Here is a 17915-nt window from a genome sequence, read left to right on the forward strand (position 1 = left end):
GCGCAGGAGACGACGACCCCCGCACCCGCCGCGGCGGGTGCCGGTGCGGCGGCGGCCGCGTCCGGCAATGCGCCTGCCGCCGAAGGGGCGGCAGCGGCACCCGGGGGGGCGACCGGCGGAAGCGATGCGCCCGTCGAGATGGCTGAAGGCCAGACCACCCTTCCCAACGGCATGGACATCACCCCCGCCACGCAGGAAAACGGCCGCTGGTACAATGCCGAGGGCATTCCGACCTTCAAGATCGACGGCAAGGCCGTCGATTTCGCGACCTTCAACGGTTTCCGCCGCTATCACGCCGAATGCCATGTCTGCCATGGCCCGGACGGCGAGGGCTCGACCTATGCGCCGGCGCTGAAGAACTCGGTGCTGCGGATGGACTATTATGAATTCCAGGAGGTCGTGGCCTCGGGGCGGCAGGGCACAAACTCGGTCATGCCGGCCTTCGGGACGAACAAGAACGTCTGGTGCTATATCGACGACATCTATGTCTATCTGCTGGCCCACGGGACCGGAGAGATCGGCCGCGGCCGTCCGGCCGAACGCGGCGAGAAGACTGACGAATACAAGGCGCAGGAAGAATCCTGCATGTCGATGTAGATGCGCGGGCTTTGGGGACCGGCGCTGATCCTGGCCCTGGCGGGCGCCTTGCCCGCGGTGGCCCAGGTGGCCGATCTGCGCTCGACCACGCAGTTCCGCGTCTGCGCCGATCCGGCCAATGCGCCCATGTCGGTCCGCGACGGATCGGGTTTTGAAAACAGGCTGGCCCAGGCCTTCGGCGAATGGCTGGGCGTGCCGGTGACCTATACCTGGTTTCCCTCGGGCATGGGCTTCATCGCCAAGACCCTGCGCGAGGGGAAATGCGATGTCGTGATGGGCTATGCCCAGGGCGACGAGCTGGTGCAGAACACCAACCACTACTACACCTCGGTCTACGGGATCGTGACGCGCAGGGACGGTGCCCTGGCGGGGGTGGATCACCTGTCCGATCCGGCGCTGAAGGATCACCCCATCGGCGTCGTGGCGGGCACGCCCCCTGCCACGATCATGGCGCGCGCGGGGCTGGCCAAGGACATGCGCGGCGTCGACCTGTTCGTGGACCGCCGGGTCGAGGACCCGGTGGGAGAGCTGATCGGCGGCGTCAGGGACGGCACGCTGGAAGCGGCCGTGCTGTGGGGGCCGCTGGCCGGGCCGCGCGTCAAGGACGATCCGGACCTGCAGTTCACGCCGCTTCTGAAGGAAACGACGGGGCCCAAGATGTTCTACCGCATCACCATGGGGGTGCGGCTGCCGGAACAGGAATGGAAGCGGGAACTCAACAGCCTGATCCGCCGCCACCAGGAGGACATCAACGCCATCCTGCGGGATGCGGGCGTGCCGCTGGTGGACGACTATGGCAAGGAGCTGATCCAGTGATCCGCGCGGTCCTGCTGGCCTTTCTGTTGGCGGGACCGGCCGCAGCCCAGGTGCCTGAACCCGACGCTTATCGGGGCGAACCTTACCGCGCCCCGGTGCCCGCGACGCTGCAGGGCGCGACGGTCATCGACGCGGCGCAGGCGTTGCAACTGCGCGCCGAGGGCGTGCCCTTCGTGGATGTCCTGCCCCGGAAGCTCCGCCCCGAGGGCCTGCCCGAGGGCACCGTCTGGCGCGAGCCGGCCCACGAGACCATCCCCGGCGCGATCTGGCTGTGGGATACCGGATGGGAAAACCTCGCCCCCGCCGAACAGGCCCGGCTGGAAAGGGGACTGGCCGAGGTGACGAAGGGCGATCCGGCCGCGCCGCTTGTCGTCTTCTGCCGCAGCGATTGCTGGATGAGCTGGAACGCCGCGCGCCGGGCCGTGGCGCTTGGCTATACCGGAATCCACTGGTTTCCCGGCGGGATCGATGGCTGGCTGGCCGCGGGCGGCGCCCCCCTGGTCAAGGCGACACCTGCCGCCCCGTGAACTGCCCGAAGGCGCGGGGGCCCGGGGGCATGGCGATCTCGGCGGTGATGTCCAGGCTTTCGGCGTCGATGATGGCCAGGCTGTCCGAATCCCAGTTGGCGACCGCGAGGGCCTTGCCGCCGGGCAGGGCGCTGATGCCTTCGGGATAGTCGCCGATGGGAACCTCGGCCAGGACGGCCAGCGTGGCGGGATCGAAGACCGTCAGCGTGCCCGCATATTGGTTGGTGACAAAGCCGCGCCCCCCTGCGAAGGCCACGGCATAGGGATGGCTGCCGGTCGGAACGCTGCCCGCCAGCCGGCCCGTTGCGGGGTCGATCACCGATACCGTGTCGCCCTGAACATCCGCCGTCCAGAAGCGCCCGTCGTGAAAGGTGATGCCGAAGGGATGCGCCCCCGCCGTCCTGACCCTGTGCAGCAGCCTGCCGGTCGCGGCGTCGAAGATGCTGATCGCGTCGTCGTCCCGATCCGCCGTGGCGACCCATGCGCCGTCATCGCTGACCGCGACCCCGGCAGGCGCCGCGCCGGTCGGCACGGCCCAGGCCTGTTCCAGATCCCGGTCGAGATACAGCAGCCGTGCCCCGAACCAGTCGGTCACGAACAGCCCGCCCTGTGGCGAGGCCGCCAGCCCGAAGGCGCCTTCGCCCAGGGCGCGGCTGGCCTTGATGCCGCCAGCCTCGTCCAGGACATGAAGCCGCCCGGTTTCCGCCGCGATCACATAGGCGCGGCCCGCGGCAGGATCATAGGCCACCGGCGCCGGCTTTCCCGCGATCGGCGTCTGGGCCAGCACCGCGCCCGTCGCGGTGTCGACCAGCGTGACGGTTCCGGCATTCTGGCTGGTCACGAAGGCCAGATCCCCCGCCCATGCGGGGGATGCCAGCAGCGTCAGGGCCAGCGCGGCAAGCCTCACTCGGCCTTGCCGAAGCGTTCGGCCAAGGCGTCGAGCCCCGCCTGATAGACGCCGTTCACCGCCGCCATCGCGGCATCGTCGTTCAATTCGGCGGGCGGATCGTTGTTCGGATAGCCGCGATAGAAGCCGGCCTTCCACGTGACCTCGGCGCGGCCGTCCTTGTCCTTGACCTGGAGCGTCGAGGAATAGTTCGTCACCGGCAGAACCTCGACCGCGACATCGGTGATCATGTACTTGTATTGCCGCTTGTCCGGGTCGATCGACATCAGCTTCTCGGTGATGGTGGGATCGCCGCTGTCGGCCTTCAGATGCAGGACGCGCGTCGATTCCTCGGGGACATCGGCGGGCGCGCCTTCGGGCGTCATTTCGGTGCCGGCGACGGCCGGGTGCCAGCTCATGTCGTCGAACTGGCCGATGACCTGCCAGACCTCGTCGGGGGTGGCGTCCAGCAAGACCGTCTGTTCGGTCTTCAGCCGCGCCGGTCCATGCGCCTCGGCCCCCGCGGCCAAGGCCAGCGTCGCGGCGACGGCCAAGCCCAGCATCCTGTGCATCATCTGTTCAGTCCCTTCGCAAGTGCATCCCGACCATGCCCCCCGCAAACGGTCCCCGTCCATAAGACCTAAGACGTATCCAAATCTTCCCGGCGGATACGGGAAATAAAACCGTCTTGCCGCTAGGCCCTTCACGACCCAACATGCCGGCAGGGAGACGCAAAATGTTCAAGGGAATCATGGGACTTTTGGCTGGTGCCGCCGCACTGGCCGGGCCGGTCATGGCCGAAGCGCAGCCCGGGGCGCAGCAAATCCGGGCGGCCGTGCTGCGCGTGGACAGCCCGGGCCTGCCGCCGATTTCCCGGCTGGATCTGCCGCCCGAGGATCTGGGCTTTGCCGGCGCGCGCCTTGCGACCCAGGACAACGACACCACCGGCCGCTTCATGGGCCAGGATTTCGAGACGGTCGAGATCACCGCCACGCCCGAAACCGCCGCAGCCGAAATGGACAAGATCCTGGAGGGCGGCACCCAGTTCGTCGTGGTCCTGGCCGATGACGCGACCACCCTGGCCCTGGCCGACCAGGTGGGCGAGCGGGCCATGCTGCTGAACGCCCGCGCACGGGGCGACGCCTTGCGCGGGGCCGACTGCCGCGCCAACACCATCCATGTCGCGCCCAGCCACGCCATGCTGGCCGATGCCCTGGCGCAGTTCCTGATGTGGAAGAACTGGCCCGAATGGCTGCTGGTCAAGGGCAGCCACCCCGAGGATGAGAACCTGGCCGCCGCCTGGCGCCGCGCGGCCGCGAAGTTCGGCGCCACCATCGTCGAGGAGCGCGTGTTCGCCGATACCGGCGGCGCCCGCGCGACCGATTCCGGCCATGTGCAGGTTCAGGCGCAGATGCCGGTCTTCACCCAGCGCGCGCCGGACTACGACATCCTGGTCGCCGCCGACGAAAGCGACATCTTCGCACCGTACCTGCCCTACCTGACCTGGGACCCGCGCCCCGTGGCCGGTTCCGCCGGGCTGGTCCCGCGCAGCTGGCATCCCGCGATGGAGGCCTGGGGCGGGATGCAATACCAGAACCGCTTCGAGAAGCTGGCCAACCGTCCCATCCGCGAGGAAGACTATCAGGCCTGGCTGGCCCTGCGCATCGTGGGCGAGGCCGCGACGCGGACCCAGTCCGCCGATCCGGCGGAACTGCGCGAATTCATCCTGTCCGATCAGTTCGACGTGGCGGGCTTCAAGGGCCAGAAGCTGACGGTGCGGGACTGGGACCACCAGGTCCGCCAGCCGATCCTGCTGACCACGGGGGTGCTGACCACCTCGGTCAGCCCGCAGGACCAGTACCTGCACCAGACCAGCGCGCTGGATACCCTGGGCATCGACCGCCCCGAAACCGAATGTTCATTTTGAGAGGTTCCATGAAACCGCTTCTGGTCCTGGCCCCGGCCCTTGTCCTGCTGGCCCAGCCCGCGCTGGCCAACCGCGTCTTCGTCAGCAACGAAAAGGGCAACGACGTCACTGTCCTCGACAGCGAGACGCTGGAGGTGATCGGCACCTATCCGGTCGGCAACCGCCCGCGCGGCATCACCATCGCCCCCGACGGGTCCGAGCTTTACGTCTGCGCGTCCAACGACAACCTGGTCCGCGTCTTCGACCCCGAGACGATGGAGGAACTGCACACCCTTCCGTCCGGCCCCGACCCCGAGCTGTTCGTGCTGCATCCTTCGGGCAACCCGCTGTATGTCGCGAACGAGGACGACAACCTTGTCACCGTGGTGGACGTGAAGACCAAGCAGGTCCTAGCGGAAATCCCAGTGGGGGTGGAGCCCGAGGGCATGGGCGTCAGCCCCGATGGCAAGATCGTCATCAACACCTCCGAGACCACCAACATGGCGCATTTCATCGACACCGAGACGTTCGAGATCGTCGCCAACGTCCTGGTGGACAGCCGCCCCCGTTTCGCCGAATACAACCACGACGGCACGAAGCTGTATGTCAGCGCCGAGATCGGCGGCACGGTCAGCGTGATCGACCCGGCGACGCAGGAGATCACCAAGAAGATCACCTTCGAGGTGCCGGGTGTCCTGCCCGAGGCGATCCAGCCCGTCGGCGTCCGCGTGACGAATGACGGCAGCAAGGTCTTCGTGGCGCTTGGGCCGTCGAACCGGGTGGCCGTGATCGATGGCGAAACGGACGAGGTCAAGGACTACCTTCTGGTCGGCCAGCGGGTCTGGCAGATGGCCTTCACCCCGGACGAGAAATACCTGTTCACCACCAACGGCAATTCCAACGACGTGTCGGTCATCGACGTGGCCGCCGAGGAGGTCGTGAAATCCGTCCCCGTGGGCCAGCAGCCCTGGGGCGTCGTCGTCGCGCCGAACTGACGGCATCCATTTTCAAGGAGAGTAAACATGACCCGTCTGCTGACCATCCTGATGATCCTGGCAGGGCTTGCCGCCCCGGTGTCCGCGCAGGAGGCCGCAACCGAGGAACCGGCGGCCGAGGCCACCGCAACCGCCGCCGAGGAGGACGAGGGCGAAGAAGACGAGGAAGAGGAAGAAGCGGGGGACGCCGCCACGACCTATGACGCGAAGGGCAAGTTCGACTACGGCTTTTCCGGCATCATGGCGCGTGACAACCGCACGGATCTGGCGCCGCTGACGCTGGCATCCGGGCAGCCGGTCGCGGGCGGGGCCTATACGCTGAAGTCGGGCGGCTTCTACCGCATCGCGATCAACGCGGACGGCAGCCAGGAACTGGCGCTGTCGGGCGGCGACTTCTTCCGCGCCATCTGGATCAACGAGATCGTCATCAACGACATCGAGATCCGCCCCATGGGTGTCCACAGCATCGAATTCGACAACGCGGGCACCGCGGTCATCAGCTTCGTTGCCGTGACGCCCGGGCGCTATACACTGTCGGTGCCCGGCTCGTCCGGCGAAACGCAGCAGGCCGTGTTCAACATCCAGTAAGGGCCGACGTGACAACAGATGCGCTTCGGATCACCGGCCTGTCGCACCGCTTCGGAGCCGTTCAGGCGCTGTCGGACGTATCGCTGCGTGTGCCGCGCGGCAGCTTCACCGCGCTTCTGGGCGTGAACGGCGCGGGCAAGACCACGCTGTTCTCTCTGGTGACGCGGCTTTACGGCAACGTGTCGGGCAGCATCGAGGTCGCGGGCTTTGATCTGCGCCGCCAGCCTGCGCAGGCCATGGCGCGACTGGGGGTGGTGTTCCAAAGCCGCGCCTTGGACGCCGACCTGACGGTGGCGCAGAACCTGGCCTATCACGCGGCGCTGCACGGCATCGGGCGCAAGCAGGCGCGGGACCGGATCGAACGGGTTCTGGCGCAGGTGGACTTGGAAAGCCGGGCGGGCGACCGCGTGTCGGCCCTGTCCGGCGGCCAGCAGCGGCGCGCCGAAATCGCCCGCGCCCTGATCCACCGCCCCGACCTGCTGCTGCTGGACGAGGCGACGGTCGGCCTGGACGTGAAGTCCCGGGCCGAGGTCCTGGCCCTGACCCGCCGCCTGATCGCGGCCGAGGGTGTCTCGGCGCTGTGGGCCACGCATATCCTGGATGAAATCCAGCCCGACGACGACCTTGTGATCCTGCACAAGGGCCGGGTGCTGCAGGCGGGCAAGGCGGCAGCCATCGCGGGGCCTTCCGGGCTGACCCGGACCTTCCTGTCCCTGACCGGGGCCGCCGCATGACCGAACGCCGCTTCCCCCCGTCCGCCTGGACCACCGCCTTCCGCGGCATCGCCTGGCGCGAAACGCTGCGCTTCGTCCAGCAGCGCGGGCGCTTCCTGGCGGCCTTGGTGCGCCCGCTGGTCTGGCTGTTCATCTTCGCCGCCGGTTTCCGCGCCGTGCTGGGCCTGTCGATCACGCCGCCCTACCAGACCTATGTCCTCTACGAGGTCTACGTGACCCCCGGCCTTGTCGCGATGATCCAGCTGTTCAACGGGATGCAGTCGTCGCTGTCGATGGTCTATGACCGCGAGACCGGCGCCATGCGCACGCTGCTGGTCAGCCCCTTTCCGCGCTGGTTCCTGCTGGGGTCCAAGCTGATGGCGGGGGTGATCGTGTCGATCATCCAGGCCTATACCTTCCTGGCGATCGCCTGGTTCTGGGACATCCGCCCGCCCGCCTGGGGCTATGTCGCGGTGTTCCCCGCGCTGGTCCTGTCGGGGCTGATGCTGGGGGCGCTGGGGCTGTTCCTGTCCTCGGCCATCCGGCAGTTGGAGAACTTCGCGGGCGTGATGAACTTCGTGATCTTCCCGATGTTCTTCGCGTCCTCGGCGCTGTATCCGTTGTGGCGGATGAACGAAAGTTCGCCCTTGCTGCACGACATCTGCGCGGCGAACCCGTTCACCTATGCGGTCGAACTGATCCGCTTCGCGCTGTATCTGGAATGGAACGGGCTGGCCCTGGCCGTGGTCGCGGGCTGTCTTGCGGTCTTCTTCGGCGGGGCCGTCTTCATGTATGATCCCGCCAAGGGCCTTTGGGGGCGAAGGAAGGAGAGGGGATGAAACGCATCGCATTCGTCTTGATGATCGCGGCCGGGCCCGCGTGGTCCGCCACCGGAAGCGACCCCGACTGGCCCTGCATCCAGCGCAAGCAGCCGCATCTGTCATTGGGTCAGGTCTGGACCGGGCCGATGCCGGACGACCGGGTGGCGGATCTGGCGCGCGACCCGCAGATCGACCAACTGGCAGCGCGGCTGGAACAGCGCCGCCTGCCGCTGGAGGAGGCCGAGGCCGCCATCGCGGATTTCGCCGCCCAAGCCGACGATGCGCGCCTCACCGCGCTGATGGTCGCGATCATGGGCAAGATCGAACCCGACCGGTCGGCCCTGATCGACGGGATCGCCCGCTATGGCCGCAGCCAGGTCGACCTGGCCCGTCGGATCGAGGAGCGCCGCGCCCAGATGGCCGAACTGGAGGCGGCCGTCGATCCCGACTTCGACGCCATCGACGCTGCCGAGGAGGCGCTGGACTGGGACCAGCGCATCTTCACCGAACGCCAGCAGTCGCTGACCTATGTCTGCGAAACCCCGGTGATCCTGGAACAGCGGGCCTTCGCGCTGGGCCGGGCAATCGCGGGGCATCTGGGGGATTGAGGCGCCGACTGGCGACGCCCATCGCCACGCGTTGCGATCTCCACCAAGGCTGCCTGCCCCATCCGGCGTGCGGTCAGGTGTCGCCCGGCGCGTCCCAGGGCCGCAATTCCGCTTCCATCCACGTCCCGTGGGCGGCGTTCGGGAAGACGATCCAGTCCTCGCCGAAGCGGTGGCCGTGATCCTTGGCCAGCTTGTGCTGCTCGTCCAGCGTGACGCCCGCGAAGCAGCCGTGGAAGTCATGCAGCGTGTCGCCCAGTTGCAGGACGATGCGGTGGTCACGTTCGACGGCGGCGCGGCGTTCCGCCTTGGGCGGGCCGAACAGCAGCACCTGTTCGGCGCGGACCTGCGGCAGGCCCAGCCGCGACAGGGTGGCGATCGTCGCCAGCTTGTTTTCCTCGAACCGGTCCGAGACATAGAAGATCGTCACGCCCAGATCGTCGGCCAGCCGGAAGAACTCGGCGGCGCCGGGCAGCAGATGTGGCGAGCCTTCGCGTTCCCACAGCTTCCAGGTCTCGAACCCGTCCAGATGCTCGCCCAAGGTCATGGCATGGGCCATGACCGGGGTGTTGTCCAGGATCGTCTCGTCGATGTCGCTGACCACGGCCAGGCCCTTGCCGGTGCCGTTCGCCTCGACCGCCGCCTTCAGGCGCAGCGTGGCAAGGGCATAGCATTGCCGCTGCAGGGCCTTCACCTCGGCCGAAAGCTGTTGATAGCGGATCGCGATGGCGCGTTCCGAGGGGTGGTGGCGGGGCGGGCTTGTCATTCGGCGAATCCTGTCGGTGCGGGACAGGACCCTAGGGCCATGGCCCGGTCCCGTCAAACCGCCCCCTCAAACCGCCGCGGTTGCCGCGGGCAGGCGGGCAGGGGCCTCGCGCACCGGCAGGTGGATCAGCGCACTGAAGGCGCCGACGCCCACGCCGACCCACCAGACCAGCGTGTAGTCGCCATAGGCATCGTAAAGGCTGCCCCCCAGCCAGACGCCCAGAAAGGACCCGATCTGGTGGGACAGGAACACGAAGCCGTACAGCGTCCCCATGTAGCGCAGCCCATAGATATGCGCGACCAGGCCCGAGGTCAGCGGCACGGTGGCCAGCCACAGCGCCCCCATCACCAGCGAGAACACGATGACGCTGGCGGGCGTGATCGGCAGCAGGATGAAGGCGGCGGCGGCGATGGTGCGCAGGGTATAGATGCCCGCCAGCAGGTATTTCTTGGTATAGCGCTTGCCCAGCCAGCCCGAATAGATCGACCCCACGATGTTGGCCAACCCGATCAGGCTGATCGCCGCCGCCCCCAGGGCCGAGGTCGTGGTGATCCCGATGGATGCCAGCGTGCCCATGGGACTGATCGGGCCGCACATCTCGGTCACCATGGCCGGGAAATGGGCGGTGATGAAGCCAAGCTGGTAGCCGCAGGAAAAGAAGCCCGCGAAGATCATCAGATAGGACGGGTCGCGGAAGGCGCGCTTCAGGACGCTGCCCAGGCTTTCCTCAAGCTCGTGGCGGCTGGCGGGCTGGCCCGTGCCCAGCATCGGCAGGAACAGCAGGCACGACAGCACCATCACGCCGAAGATCATGAACACCGTCTGCCAGGCGTAAAGGCCCAGCAGGATCTCGGCCAAGGGGGCGCCGAAGACCTGTCCGGCCGAGCCGGCGGCGGTGGCGATGCCCAGGGCCAGGCTGCGGTTCTCGTCGCTGGCGGCGCGGCCCACGATGGCCAGGATCACCCCGAAGCCCGTGCCCGCGATGCCGAAGCCGACCATCACCTCCAGCAGTTGCATGGTCGCGGGGGTGGTCGCGAAGGCCGTCAGGATCAGCCCCGCCGAATACAGGATCGCGCCCAGGATGATGGCCAGGCGGTCGCCCATGCGTTCGGCAAGCGCGCCGAAGATCGGCTGCCCGATCCCCCAGGCCAAGTTCTGGATGGCGATGGCCAGCGAGAATTCGGCCCGAGGCCAGCCGAAATCCGCGGCGATGGGGATCTGGAACACGCCGAAGCTGGCCCGCAGGGCGAAGTTGATCAGCAGGATCAGCGATCCGCCGATCAGGATGGGCGTGAACAGACGGGAATGGGCGGACATGGCTGAACCTGCGCGACGAAAGGTCGCACAAGCGTTGAACCCGTCCGCCCGCAAGATCAAGCCCCGGCAGCGTGATGCAATCCATCAACCGTCGTGATGGGATCGCCTGAACCGATCAGTTGCGCCGCGCCAGCTCGTTGTTGATCGAGAACTTGGACGCCGGGATCGACCCGCCCTCGCGCATCTCGCCCAGGATCACGGTGGTCTTCTGGCCGCTGTCGTCGGTCACGACCCATTGGCGCAACTGCGTCGGCCCGCCGGTGAAGACCATCTGGATGTTGCCGTATTGCGGGTTCTGCGGGTCCTGCGCGGTCACGACGGTGGCGTTCTTCGATTCGGTATGCGCCGTTACCATGTTCGCGCGCCCCAGGTTCACGTTGGCGTCCAGGATGATCGACAAGGGCGTCTGCGACAGGGGGTATTGCTGCGGCCCGCTGGACTTGGGGTCGAACACCGCCACGTTCCCGCCCGAGGCCATGACGAGCGTGTTGTCGTTGTTGTATTCGAACCGGACGCGGCCCGGCCGCTGGATATACACCGTCCCCGTCGAGATCGACCCGTCGGGATTGACCTGCGTGAACTCGGACGTGGCCGTCTTGAGGGCGTTGAGATAACGCGACAGTTCGTTCAGCGGAATCCGCTCGGCCAGGGCCGGAAAGGCAAGGCCGAGAACAAGGGCGGGCGCGAGGGCGAGTGATCTGAGGTTCATGGCGCCGATCATATCCTTCCTGATGCCGGATGCACATCACGTCTGGCGGATGGCACGGGCGGCGAACGCTCGCAGCATCGTGAGGGTTCCTGCGTGGGCGCGGTTGAACGGAACACAGCGGGAACATATATTCCCGCCATGGCAGTGCGAACCCTCCAGCAGAAGCTTGCGATCCTGTCGGACGCGGCGAAATACGACGCCTCCTGCGCGTCCAGCGGGACGACCCGGCGCGATTCGCGGGCGGGCGGCATCGGGTCGACCGAAGGCATGGGCATCTGCCACGCCTACACGCCCGACGGACGCTGCATCAGCCTGCTGAAGATCCTGATGACGAACTTCTGCATCTTCGATTGCGCCTATTGCATCAACCGCGTCAGCAGCAACGTCGAACGCGCCCGCTTCACGCCCGAGGAGGTCGTGTCGCTGACGCTGGAATTCTACCGCCGCAACATGATCGAGGGGCTGTTCCTGTCCTCCGGCATCATCCGCAGCCCGGACGAGACGATGTCCCAGATGGTGCGCATCGCGCGGATGCTGCGGGTGGACCACGGCTTCAAGGGCTACATCCACCTCAAGACCATTCCCGACGCCTCGCCCGACCTGGTGGCGCAGGCCGGGCTCTTCGCCGACCGCCTGTCGGTCAACATCGAGCTGCCGCAGGATGCCAGCATCCGCGAACTGGCGCCCGAGAAGCGGCCCGAGACGATCCGCGCCGCCATGGCCGATGTCCGCCTGTCGCGAGAGGCGGCGAAGGAGAAGACCCTGACCGGCAAGCGCCCGCCGCGCTTTGCGCCCGCCGGGCAGTCCACGCAGATGATCATCGGCGCCGATGCGGCGACCGACCGGGACATCCTGAAGACCTCGGCCAACCTGTATTCCGGCTATGACCTGAAGCGGGTCTATTATTCCGCCTTCAGTCCCATCCCCGACAGTTCCGCCGCCCTGCCGCTGATCAAGCCGCCCCTGATGCGGGAACACCGTCTCTACCAGGCCGACTGGCTGATGCGCTTCTACGGCTTCGAGGCGGACGAAATCGGCGCGGCCCACCCATCCGGCTTCCTGGATCTGGCGATCGACCCCAAGCTGTCCTGGGCCCTGGCGAACCGGGCGCAGTTCCCGGTCGATGTGGCGCGCGCGTCGCGCGAGATGCTGCTGCGCGTTCCCGGTTTTGGCACCAAGACGGTGACGCGCATCCTGGCCGCGCGCCGCAACGGGCCGGTGCGATACGCCGACCTGCTGCGCATGGGGGCGATCATGTCCAAGGCGCAGCCTTTCGTGACGCTGCCCGACTGGCATCCCGGCGCGCTGACCGACAGCGCGTCCCTGCGCGCGCGTTTCGCGCCCAAGCCCGAACAGTTGCAACTGCTATGATCCGCATCGACCTGCCGCGTTTCGGGGGTTTCGGCGCATGGCGCGACGCGGCCCGGCAGCTTGCCACGGGCCGCATCGACCCGGCTCAGGTCACATGGGCCGATGACGGCACGCCGCCCGAACTGTTCGGCGCCGACCCCGTCCCGCCGCCCGGCCCCCATCCGGTGGCGGCGACCAAGGACTTCCTGAGCCTCGCGCAGACCGTCGCCAGCCACTCCGATCCCGAACGCTGGGCGCTGCTTTATACGGCGTTGATCCGCCTCCAAGATAACCGGGGTTTCATCACGAACCCCGCCGACCCGCTGACCGACCGCCTGTCGCGCATGGCGAAGTCGGTGCGCCGCGACATCCACAAGATGCACGCCTTCGTGCGTTTCCATGAACTGCCTGGCGACGGTCCGCGCCGCAGCTTCGGCGCCTGGTTCGAGCCGGAACACCTGATCCTGGAGGCCGCGACCCCCTTCTTCGCCCGCCGCTTCGCCGACATGGACTGGCTGATCGCCACGCCCGAAGGCATCGCCCGCTTTGACGGCGCCATCACCTATGCGCCTCCCGCGTCCCGCCCGGACTTTCCGGCCGATGCCAGCCACGCGCTGTGGCACACCTATTTCGCCAACATCTTCAACCCGGCCCGCATCAAGACCGACGCCATGCGGTCCGAGATGCCGCGCAAGTACTGGAAGAACCTGCCCGAGACCGCGCTGATTCCCGAAATGCTGGCCGACGCCCCCCGCCGCGTCCAGGCCATGCGCGACGCCGGTGCCACCGACGCGGCCGCCTTCGCCGCCCGCGTGACGGCCCGCATCCGCCAGATCCCCGACGACACCCCGCCCGAAACCTTGGAGGCGGCACGCGAACAAGCCCTGCGCTGCACCCGCTGCGACCTCTGCCACGCCGCCACCCAGACCGTCTGGGGCGAGGGCGATCCCGCCGCCGCCCTGATGATCGTGGGCGAGGCGCCGGGCGACCACGAGGATCTGCAGGGTCGCCCCTTCGTCGGGCCTGCCGGGCAGCTTCTGCGCCAGACCATGGACCAGGCGGGCCTCGATCCCGCGCAGGCCTGGATGACCAATGCGGTGAAGCACTTCAAGTTCACCCCGCGCGGCAAGCGCCGCATCCACCAGAACCCGGCGGCGGGCGAGATCCGCCATTGCAAGTGGTGGCTGGACATCGAGCGCCGGATGATCGCGCCGCGCCTGACCGTGGCGCTTGGCGCAACGGCGGCCTTTTCGCTGACCGGCAACCGGTCCCCCTTGACGCCCCGGCGCGGCAAGCTGGAAACGACGCTCGATGGCGGGCCGGTGCTGATCACCTGGCACCCCAGCCTGATCCTGCGCCTTGATCCCGCCCCGGCGGCGGCGGCACGCGAACAGTTCGCCGCCGACCTGTCGGAAGCCGCCCGGTTGATGGCGGCCTGATCTTTCTCCTTTGCCCAAATATCCTGGGGGAGTCCGCCTTGGCGGACGGGGGCAAAGCCCCCTACAACGGTTGCCCCGTCAGCAACCTTGGCATCGGATCGACCGACAGCCCCGCCGCCTGCCGCATGAAGCCGCGCCGCAGCGCCGGCACCGCGCTGACCACCCCCATGCCGATCCCCCGAGCCACCGTCAGCACAGGATTGCTGCTGGCGAACAGCCGGTTCACCCCGTCCATGCCAAGCGCCAGGGATGTCGCGTCGAACCGCCGCCAGCCCTGATAGCGGTCCAGTACCAGGTCGGACCCGATGTCCTCGCCCCGGCGCGCGGCATCGACCAGAATCTCGGCCAAGGCAGCGACGTCGCGCAACCCCAGGTTCAGCCCCTGACCCGCAATCGGATGGACCCCGTGCGCGGCGTCCCCTACCAGGGCCACGCGGTCGGCGACATAGCGGTCGGCCAGAGACAGGCTCAGCGGATAGGTGAAGCGCGCGCCCGCCAGGGAAATCTCGCCCAGGTAATCGCCGAAGCGCGGGCGCAGCACGTCCAGGAAGGCCTCGTCCGGCAGGGCGGCGATGGCGCGGGCGTTGTCGTGGGTTTCCGACCAGACCACGCTGCTGCGGTTGCCGGGCAGCGGCAGGATCGCCAGCGGACCTGTTTCCATGAAATACTGCTGCGCGATGCCATGGTGCGGACGCTCATGCGCGATGGCGGCGACAAGCGCCGTCTGACCGTAATCCCAGCCCCGCCGCCGGATGCCCGCCCGCGCCGCCACGCCCGATCCGCGCCCGTCGGCGCCCACCAGCAGCCGGGCGCGCAGGGGGCGCCCATCGGACAGAACGGCCTCGACCCCGCCTGCCGCGATCCGCTGGTCCACCACCGACACGCCCGACAGATGCTGCACCCGGTCCCCCATCGCGGCCAGCAGGGCGCGATACAGGAACCGATCCTCCAGCATGTAGCCGACCGGGCCTTCCTCGATCTCGGCGCTGTCGAAATGCAGGAAGAAGGGCGCCGCGCCATCGCCCGGATGGCCCTGCGAGGCCTTGACCTGCCGGATCGGCTGGCTGTCGCCCGCCAGTCCCGCCCACAGCCCCAGCGCCTTGAACAGCCGCTGCGAGGCCACCGCCAGCGCATAGGCGCGCCCGTCGAAATTGTCGCCTGCCCGCGCATCGGCCGGGCGCGGATCGACCACGGCCACGCGCAGGCCCGCGCCTGCCAGGGCAAGCGCCAGCACCGGGCCGTTCAGCCCGCCCCCGGCAATCAGGATATCCACATCAGTCATGGCGCGCGATCATGCACGGGGGCGGGCGGAAGTCCATGCGGCGAAGCGCCCCCCGCCGTGGTCTCGGCCCGCAGGGTCGCCGCCAGTCCGCTGCGATAATCGGGATAGCGCAGCCGGACCCCCAGATCCTCCTTGATGCGCCGGTTCGAGACGCGCTTGCTGTCGGCATAGAAGGACCGCGCCATCGGCGTCATGGCGGCATCCTCGAACGCCACTTCGGGCGGGGGCGGCAGGCCCAGAAGCTCTGCCGCGTGGGCCAGCACGTCCTGGGGCGGGGCGGGATCGTCGTCGCAGACGTTGTAGGCGGTGCCGGGTGCAGGACGGTCGAGAGAGGCCAGCAGCACCTGGGCGATGTCGGCGGCGTGAATGCGGGAAAACACCTGGCCAGCCTTGATGATCCGCCGGGCGGTTCCGCCCCGGATCTTCTGGAACGGACCCCGGCCCGGACCATAGATCCCGGCCAGCCGGAAGATGTGCAGCGGCAACCCGGCCCGGTCCGCCAGCGCACGCCAGTCCTCCTCGGCCCGGATGCGGGCCTGACCGCGTGGGGTAGCCGCGTCCAGGGCGCTGTTCTCGTCCACCCAGCCGCCGTTCCGGTCGCCATACACGCCCGTCGTCGAGAGATATCCCAGCCAGCGCAGCCGCGACTTCGCCAGGTCGTCGCGGAACGCCGCCAGCACCGGATCGCCCTGCGGGCCGGGCGCCGCCCCGACCAGGATCGCATCGGCCGCCGCTATTTCCGCGCGCAGGCGCTCCTCCTCGCCCGGCCAGACAAGGGGGGCGGCACCAGCCGCCGCGACCCGGTCCGGATCGCTTCGGGTGGTGCCCGTGACCTGCCAGCCCCGCGCGCGCAGCAAGGGCGTCAGGAAGGCGGCGGAATAGCCGTGACCGAAAACAAGCATTCTCATGACGCCAGCGTAACGGCGCGCGGTGGCGGACGCCAGACGCTTGCCTGCGCTCCGTTGCGCTGGCAGGGTCGGGGGGAAAGCAAGGACAAGAAGAATGGACACGGATTCCCGCTATCTGCCGGTCGAGACGCCCGACGCCCCCGGCCGCCAGCAATTCACCGATGCCGCCGCCGCCGTCGCGCATCTTCAGCGTCTTTACGGGCAGGCGACCGACTTCCTGCTGGACCGCTTCACCCGGGCGCTGGAGGGCAGCAAGCCCGTCGCCCGCTACCGCGCCTTCTACCCCGAGCTGCGGCTGACCGTGCCGACCCATCCGAAGGTGGATTCGCGCCTGTCCTTCGGTCATGTGGTGGCGCCCGGCAGCTATTCCGCGACCGTCACCCGGCCGGACCTGTTCCAGAACTACCTGACCGAGCAGATCGGCCTGCTGATCCGCAACCACGGCGTGCCCGTCACGGTGGGCGTCAGCGATACGCCCATGCCCGTCCACTTTGCCGTCGCCGCCCAAAGCGACCTGGCCGTGCCGCAGGAAGGGGTGCTGGATTTCAGCCTGCGCGATGTCTTTGACGTGCCGGACCTGAACACGATGAACGACGACATCGTGAATGGCGTGGCCGGTCCGATGCCCGACGGGTCGCTGCACCTGGCGGGGTTCACGGCGCAGCGGATCGACTATTCGCTGGCGCGGCTGCAGCATTACACCGCCACGGCGGCCGGCCATTTCCAGAATTTCGTGCTGTTCACCAACTACCAGTTCTACGTGGACGAGTTCGAGGCCTTCGCCCGCCGTGTCCTGGCCGATCCCGACGGGGGCTATGACAGCTTCGTGGCGCCGGGAAACCAGGAAATCTCGGACCCGGATGCGCCCCTGGCCACCCTGGCCAAGCTGCCGCAGATGCCGACCTATCACCTCAAGCGGGCGAACGGGCAGGGGATCACGCTGGTCAACATCGGCGTGGGCCCGTCGAACGCCAAGACCGCCACCGACCACATCGCCGTGCTGCGGCCCCATGCCTGGCTGATGGTTGGCCATTGCGCGGGGCTGCGCAACAGCCAGTCCCTGGGCGATTTCGTCCTGGCGCACGCCTACCTGCGCGAGGACCACGTCCTGGACGACGACCTGCCCGTCTGGGTGCCGATCCCGCCCCTGGCCGAGGTGCAGGTGGCCCTGCAGGAAGCCGTGGCCGAGGTCACGCGGCTTGAAGGCTACGAGCTGAAGCGCATCATGCGCACCGGCACGGTCGCCACCATCGACAACCGCAACTGGGAACTGCGCGACCAGTCCGGCCCGGTCCATCGCCTGTCCCTGTCGCGCGCCGTGGCGCTGGACATGGAAAGCGCCACCATCGCCGCCAACGGCTTCCGGTTCCGGGTGCCCTACGGCACGCTTCTGTGTGTCAGCGACAAGCCGCTGCACGGCGAATTGAAGCTGCCGGGCATGGCCACGGATTTCTACCGCACGCAGGTCGCCAACCACCTGCTGATCGGCATCCGCGCCATGGAAAAGCTGCGCGAGATGCCGCTGGAGCGTATCCATTCGCGCAAGTTGCGGTCCTTCAACGAGACGGCCTTCCTGTGACCCTGCGTCAACTGGGCCAAGCGGTGCCTGCTTTCTCAGGAAACCGCGAAAAAGGCTTGAACTGTTGGGAAAAACGGTGTGTAGCAGGCGATATGCCGCAAAAGGCGCTAT

19 protein-coding genes are annotated in these 17915 nt (G+C 68.1%); 12 read left to right on the forward strand and 7 right to left on the reverse strand.

What is annotated here, in order from left to right; genetic code table 11:
* The 3 genes from J0F76_RS13095 to J0F76_RS13105 all read left to right on the forward strand — a co-directional run.
* Nucleotides 1–597: c-type cytochrome, methanol metabolism-related (locus tag J0F76_RS13095; RefSeq protein ID WP_423227373.1), on the forward strand; the 597-nt coding region annotated here is incomplete at its 5' end.
* Complete coding sequence (locus tag J0F76_RS13100) at nt 598–1413, forward strand: quinoprotein dehydrogenase-associated putative ABC transporter substrate-binding protein (RefSeq protein WP_207470094.1); 816 nt, start codon at nt 598–600, stop codon at nt 1411–1413.
* Entirely contained in the window at nt 1410–1940 is a 531-nt protein-coding gene (locus tag J0F76_RS13105) for a PQQ-dependent catabolism-associated CXXCW motif protein (protein ID WP_341351593.1), read from the forward strand. The genes J0F76_RS13100 and J0F76_RS13105 overlap by 4 nt, the downstream gene beginning before the upstream one ends.
* On the opposite strand, the gene J0F76_RS13110 is transcribed toward J0F76_RS13105, so the two are convergent.
* The gene (locus J0F76_RS13110) at nt 1915–2847 is read right to left on the reverse strand and encodes a YncE family protein (protein WP_207470098.1); all 933 of its coding nucleotides are present in this window, start codon (nt 2845–2847) and stop codon (nt 1915–1917) included. The genes J0F76_RS13105 and J0F76_RS13110 overlap by 26 nt on opposite strands.
* Nucleotides 2844–3398 (reverse strand): SRPBCC family protein, encoded by a 555-nt coding sequence (locus J0F76_RS13115; RefSeq protein ID WP_207470144.1) that lies wholly within the window; start codon nt 3396–3398, stop codon nt 2844–2846. Before J0F76_RS13115 ends, J0F76_RS13110 begins: the two co-directional genes overlap by 4 nt.
* Before the next feature lie 179 nt (nt 3399–3577).
* On the opposite strand from J0F76_RS13115, the gene J0F76_RS13120 reads away from it, so the two are divergent.
* Genes J0F76_RS13120 through J0F76_RS13145 form a run of 6 tightly spaced genes read left to right on the forward strand, consistent with a single transcriptional unit; the run spans nt 3578 to nt 8457 of the window.
* Nucleotides 3578–4753 carry an ABC transporter substrate-binding protein gene (locus tag J0F76_RS13120; RefSeq protein ID WP_207470145.1) on the forward strand — a complete coding sequence of 392 codons (1176 nt, stop codon included), beginning with the start codon at nt 3578–3580 and terminating at the stop codon, nt 4751–4753.
* A gap of 8 nt (nt 4754–4761) precedes the next feature.
* Nucleotides 4762–5727, forward strand: a complete 966-nt coding sequence (locus J0F76_RS13125) for a YVTN family beta-propeller repeat protein (RefSeq protein WP_207470099.1) — start codon at nt 4762–4764, stop codon at nt 5725–5727.
* Nucleotides 5728–5754: 27 nt separating this feature from the next.
* On the forward strand, nt 5755–6315 hold the full coding sequence (locus tag J0F76_RS13130) for a cupredoxin domain-containing protein (RefSeq protein ID WP_207470101.1): 561 nt from the start codon (nt 5755–5757) through the stop codon (nt 6313–6315).
* Between the two features lie 8 nt (nt 6316–6323).
* Nucleotides 6324–7049 carry an ATP-binding cassette domain-containing protein gene (locus tag J0F76_RS13135; protein ID WP_207470103.1) on the forward strand — a complete coding sequence of 242 codons (726 nt, stop codon included), beginning with the start codon at nt 6324–6326 and terminating at the stop codon, nt 7047–7049.
* Nucleotides 7046–7867 (forward strand): ABC transporter permease, encoded by an 822-nt coding sequence (locus tag J0F76_RS13140; protein WP_207470105.1) that lies wholly within the window; start codon nt 7046–7048, stop codon nt 7865–7867. Before J0F76_RS13135 ends, J0F76_RS13140 begins: the two co-directional genes overlap by 4 nt.
* Nucleotides 7864–8457 carry a hypothetical protein gene (locus J0F76_RS13145; RefSeq protein ID WP_207470107.1) on the forward strand — a complete coding sequence of 198 codons (594 nt, stop codon included), beginning with the start codon at nt 7864–7866 and terminating at the stop codon, nt 8455–8457. Before J0F76_RS13140 ends, J0F76_RS13145 begins: the two co-directional genes overlap by 4 nt.
* A gap of 73 nt (nt 8458–8530) precedes the next feature.
* Here the strand turns inward: J0F76_RS13145 and J0F76_RS13150 are convergent, their stop codons facing one another.
* The 3 genes from J0F76_RS13150 to J0F76_RS13160 form a co-directional block, all read right to left on the reverse strand.
* Nucleotides 8531–9220, reverse strand: coding sequence for a 5'-nucleotidase, lipoprotein e(P4) family (locus J0F76_RS13150; protein ID WP_207470109.1), 690 nt, complete (start codon nt 9218–9220; stop codon nt 8531–8533).
* Nucleotides 9221–9286: 66 nt separating this feature from the next.
* Nucleotides 9287–10537, reverse strand: coding sequence for an MFS transporter (locus J0F76_RS13155; protein ID WP_207470111.1), 1251 nt, complete (start codon nt 10535–10537; stop codon nt 9287–9289).
* A gap of 115 nt (nt 10538–10652) precedes the next feature.
* Nucleotides 10653–11246: a LolA family protein gene (locus tag J0F76_RS13160; RefSeq protein WP_207470113.1), complete on the reverse strand. Its 594-nt coding sequence runs from the start codon at nt 11244–11246 to the stop codon at nt 10653–10655.
* A gap of 138 nt (nt 11247–11384) precedes the next feature.
* Between J0F76_RS13160 and J0F76_RS13165 the strand changes: the two genes are divergently transcribed.
* Both J0F76_RS13165 and J0F76_RS13170 read left to right on the forward strand, forming a co-directional pair.
* Nucleotides 11385–12617 (forward strand): putative DNA modification/repair radical SAM protein, encoded by a 1233-nt coding sequence (locus J0F76_RS13165; protein WP_207470115.1) that lies wholly within the window; start codon nt 11385–11387, stop codon nt 12615–12617.
* Nucleotides 12614–14035: a UdgX family uracil-DNA binding protein gene (locus J0F76_RS13170; RefSeq protein ID WP_207470118.1), complete on the forward strand. Its 1422-nt coding sequence runs from the start codon at nt 12614–12616 to the stop codon at nt 14033–14035. Before J0F76_RS13165 ends, J0F76_RS13170 begins: the two co-directional genes overlap by 4 nt.
* A 61-nt stretch (nt 14036–14096) precedes the next feature.
* On the opposite strand, the gene J0F76_RS13175 is transcribed toward J0F76_RS13170, so the two are convergent.
* Both J0F76_RS13175 and J0F76_RS13180 read right to left on the reverse strand, forming a co-directional pair.
* A complete protein-coding gene (locus J0F76_RS13175) occupies nt 14097–15317 on the reverse strand; it encodes a UbiH/UbiF/VisC/COQ6 family ubiquinone biosynthesis hydroxylase (RefSeq protein ID WP_207470120.1) in 1221 nt (406 codons plus the stop codon).
* Nucleotides 15314–16225: an SDR family oxidoreductase gene (locus J0F76_RS13180; protein ID WP_242690191.1), complete on the reverse strand. Its 912-nt coding sequence runs from the start codon at nt 16223–16225 to the stop codon at nt 15314–15316. Before J0F76_RS13180 ends, J0F76_RS13175 begins: the two co-directional genes overlap by 4 nt.
* 94 nt (nt 16226–16319) lie before the next feature.
* Between J0F76_RS13180 and J0F76_RS13185 the strand changes: the two genes are divergently transcribed.
* Complete coding sequence (locus J0F76_RS13185) at nt 16320–17804, forward strand: AMP nucleosidase (protein WP_207470122.1); 1485 nt, start codon at nt 16320–16322, stop codon at nt 17802–17804.
* Nucleotides 17805–17915 lie beyond the last annotated feature (111 nt).

Origin of the sequence: Paracoccus fontiphilus (assembly GCF_017356265.1) — a bacterium.
Taxonomy (GTDB): domain Bacteria; phylum Pseudomonadota; class Alphaproteobacteria; order Rhodobacterales; family Rhodobacteraceae; genus Paracoccus; species Paracoccus fontiphilus.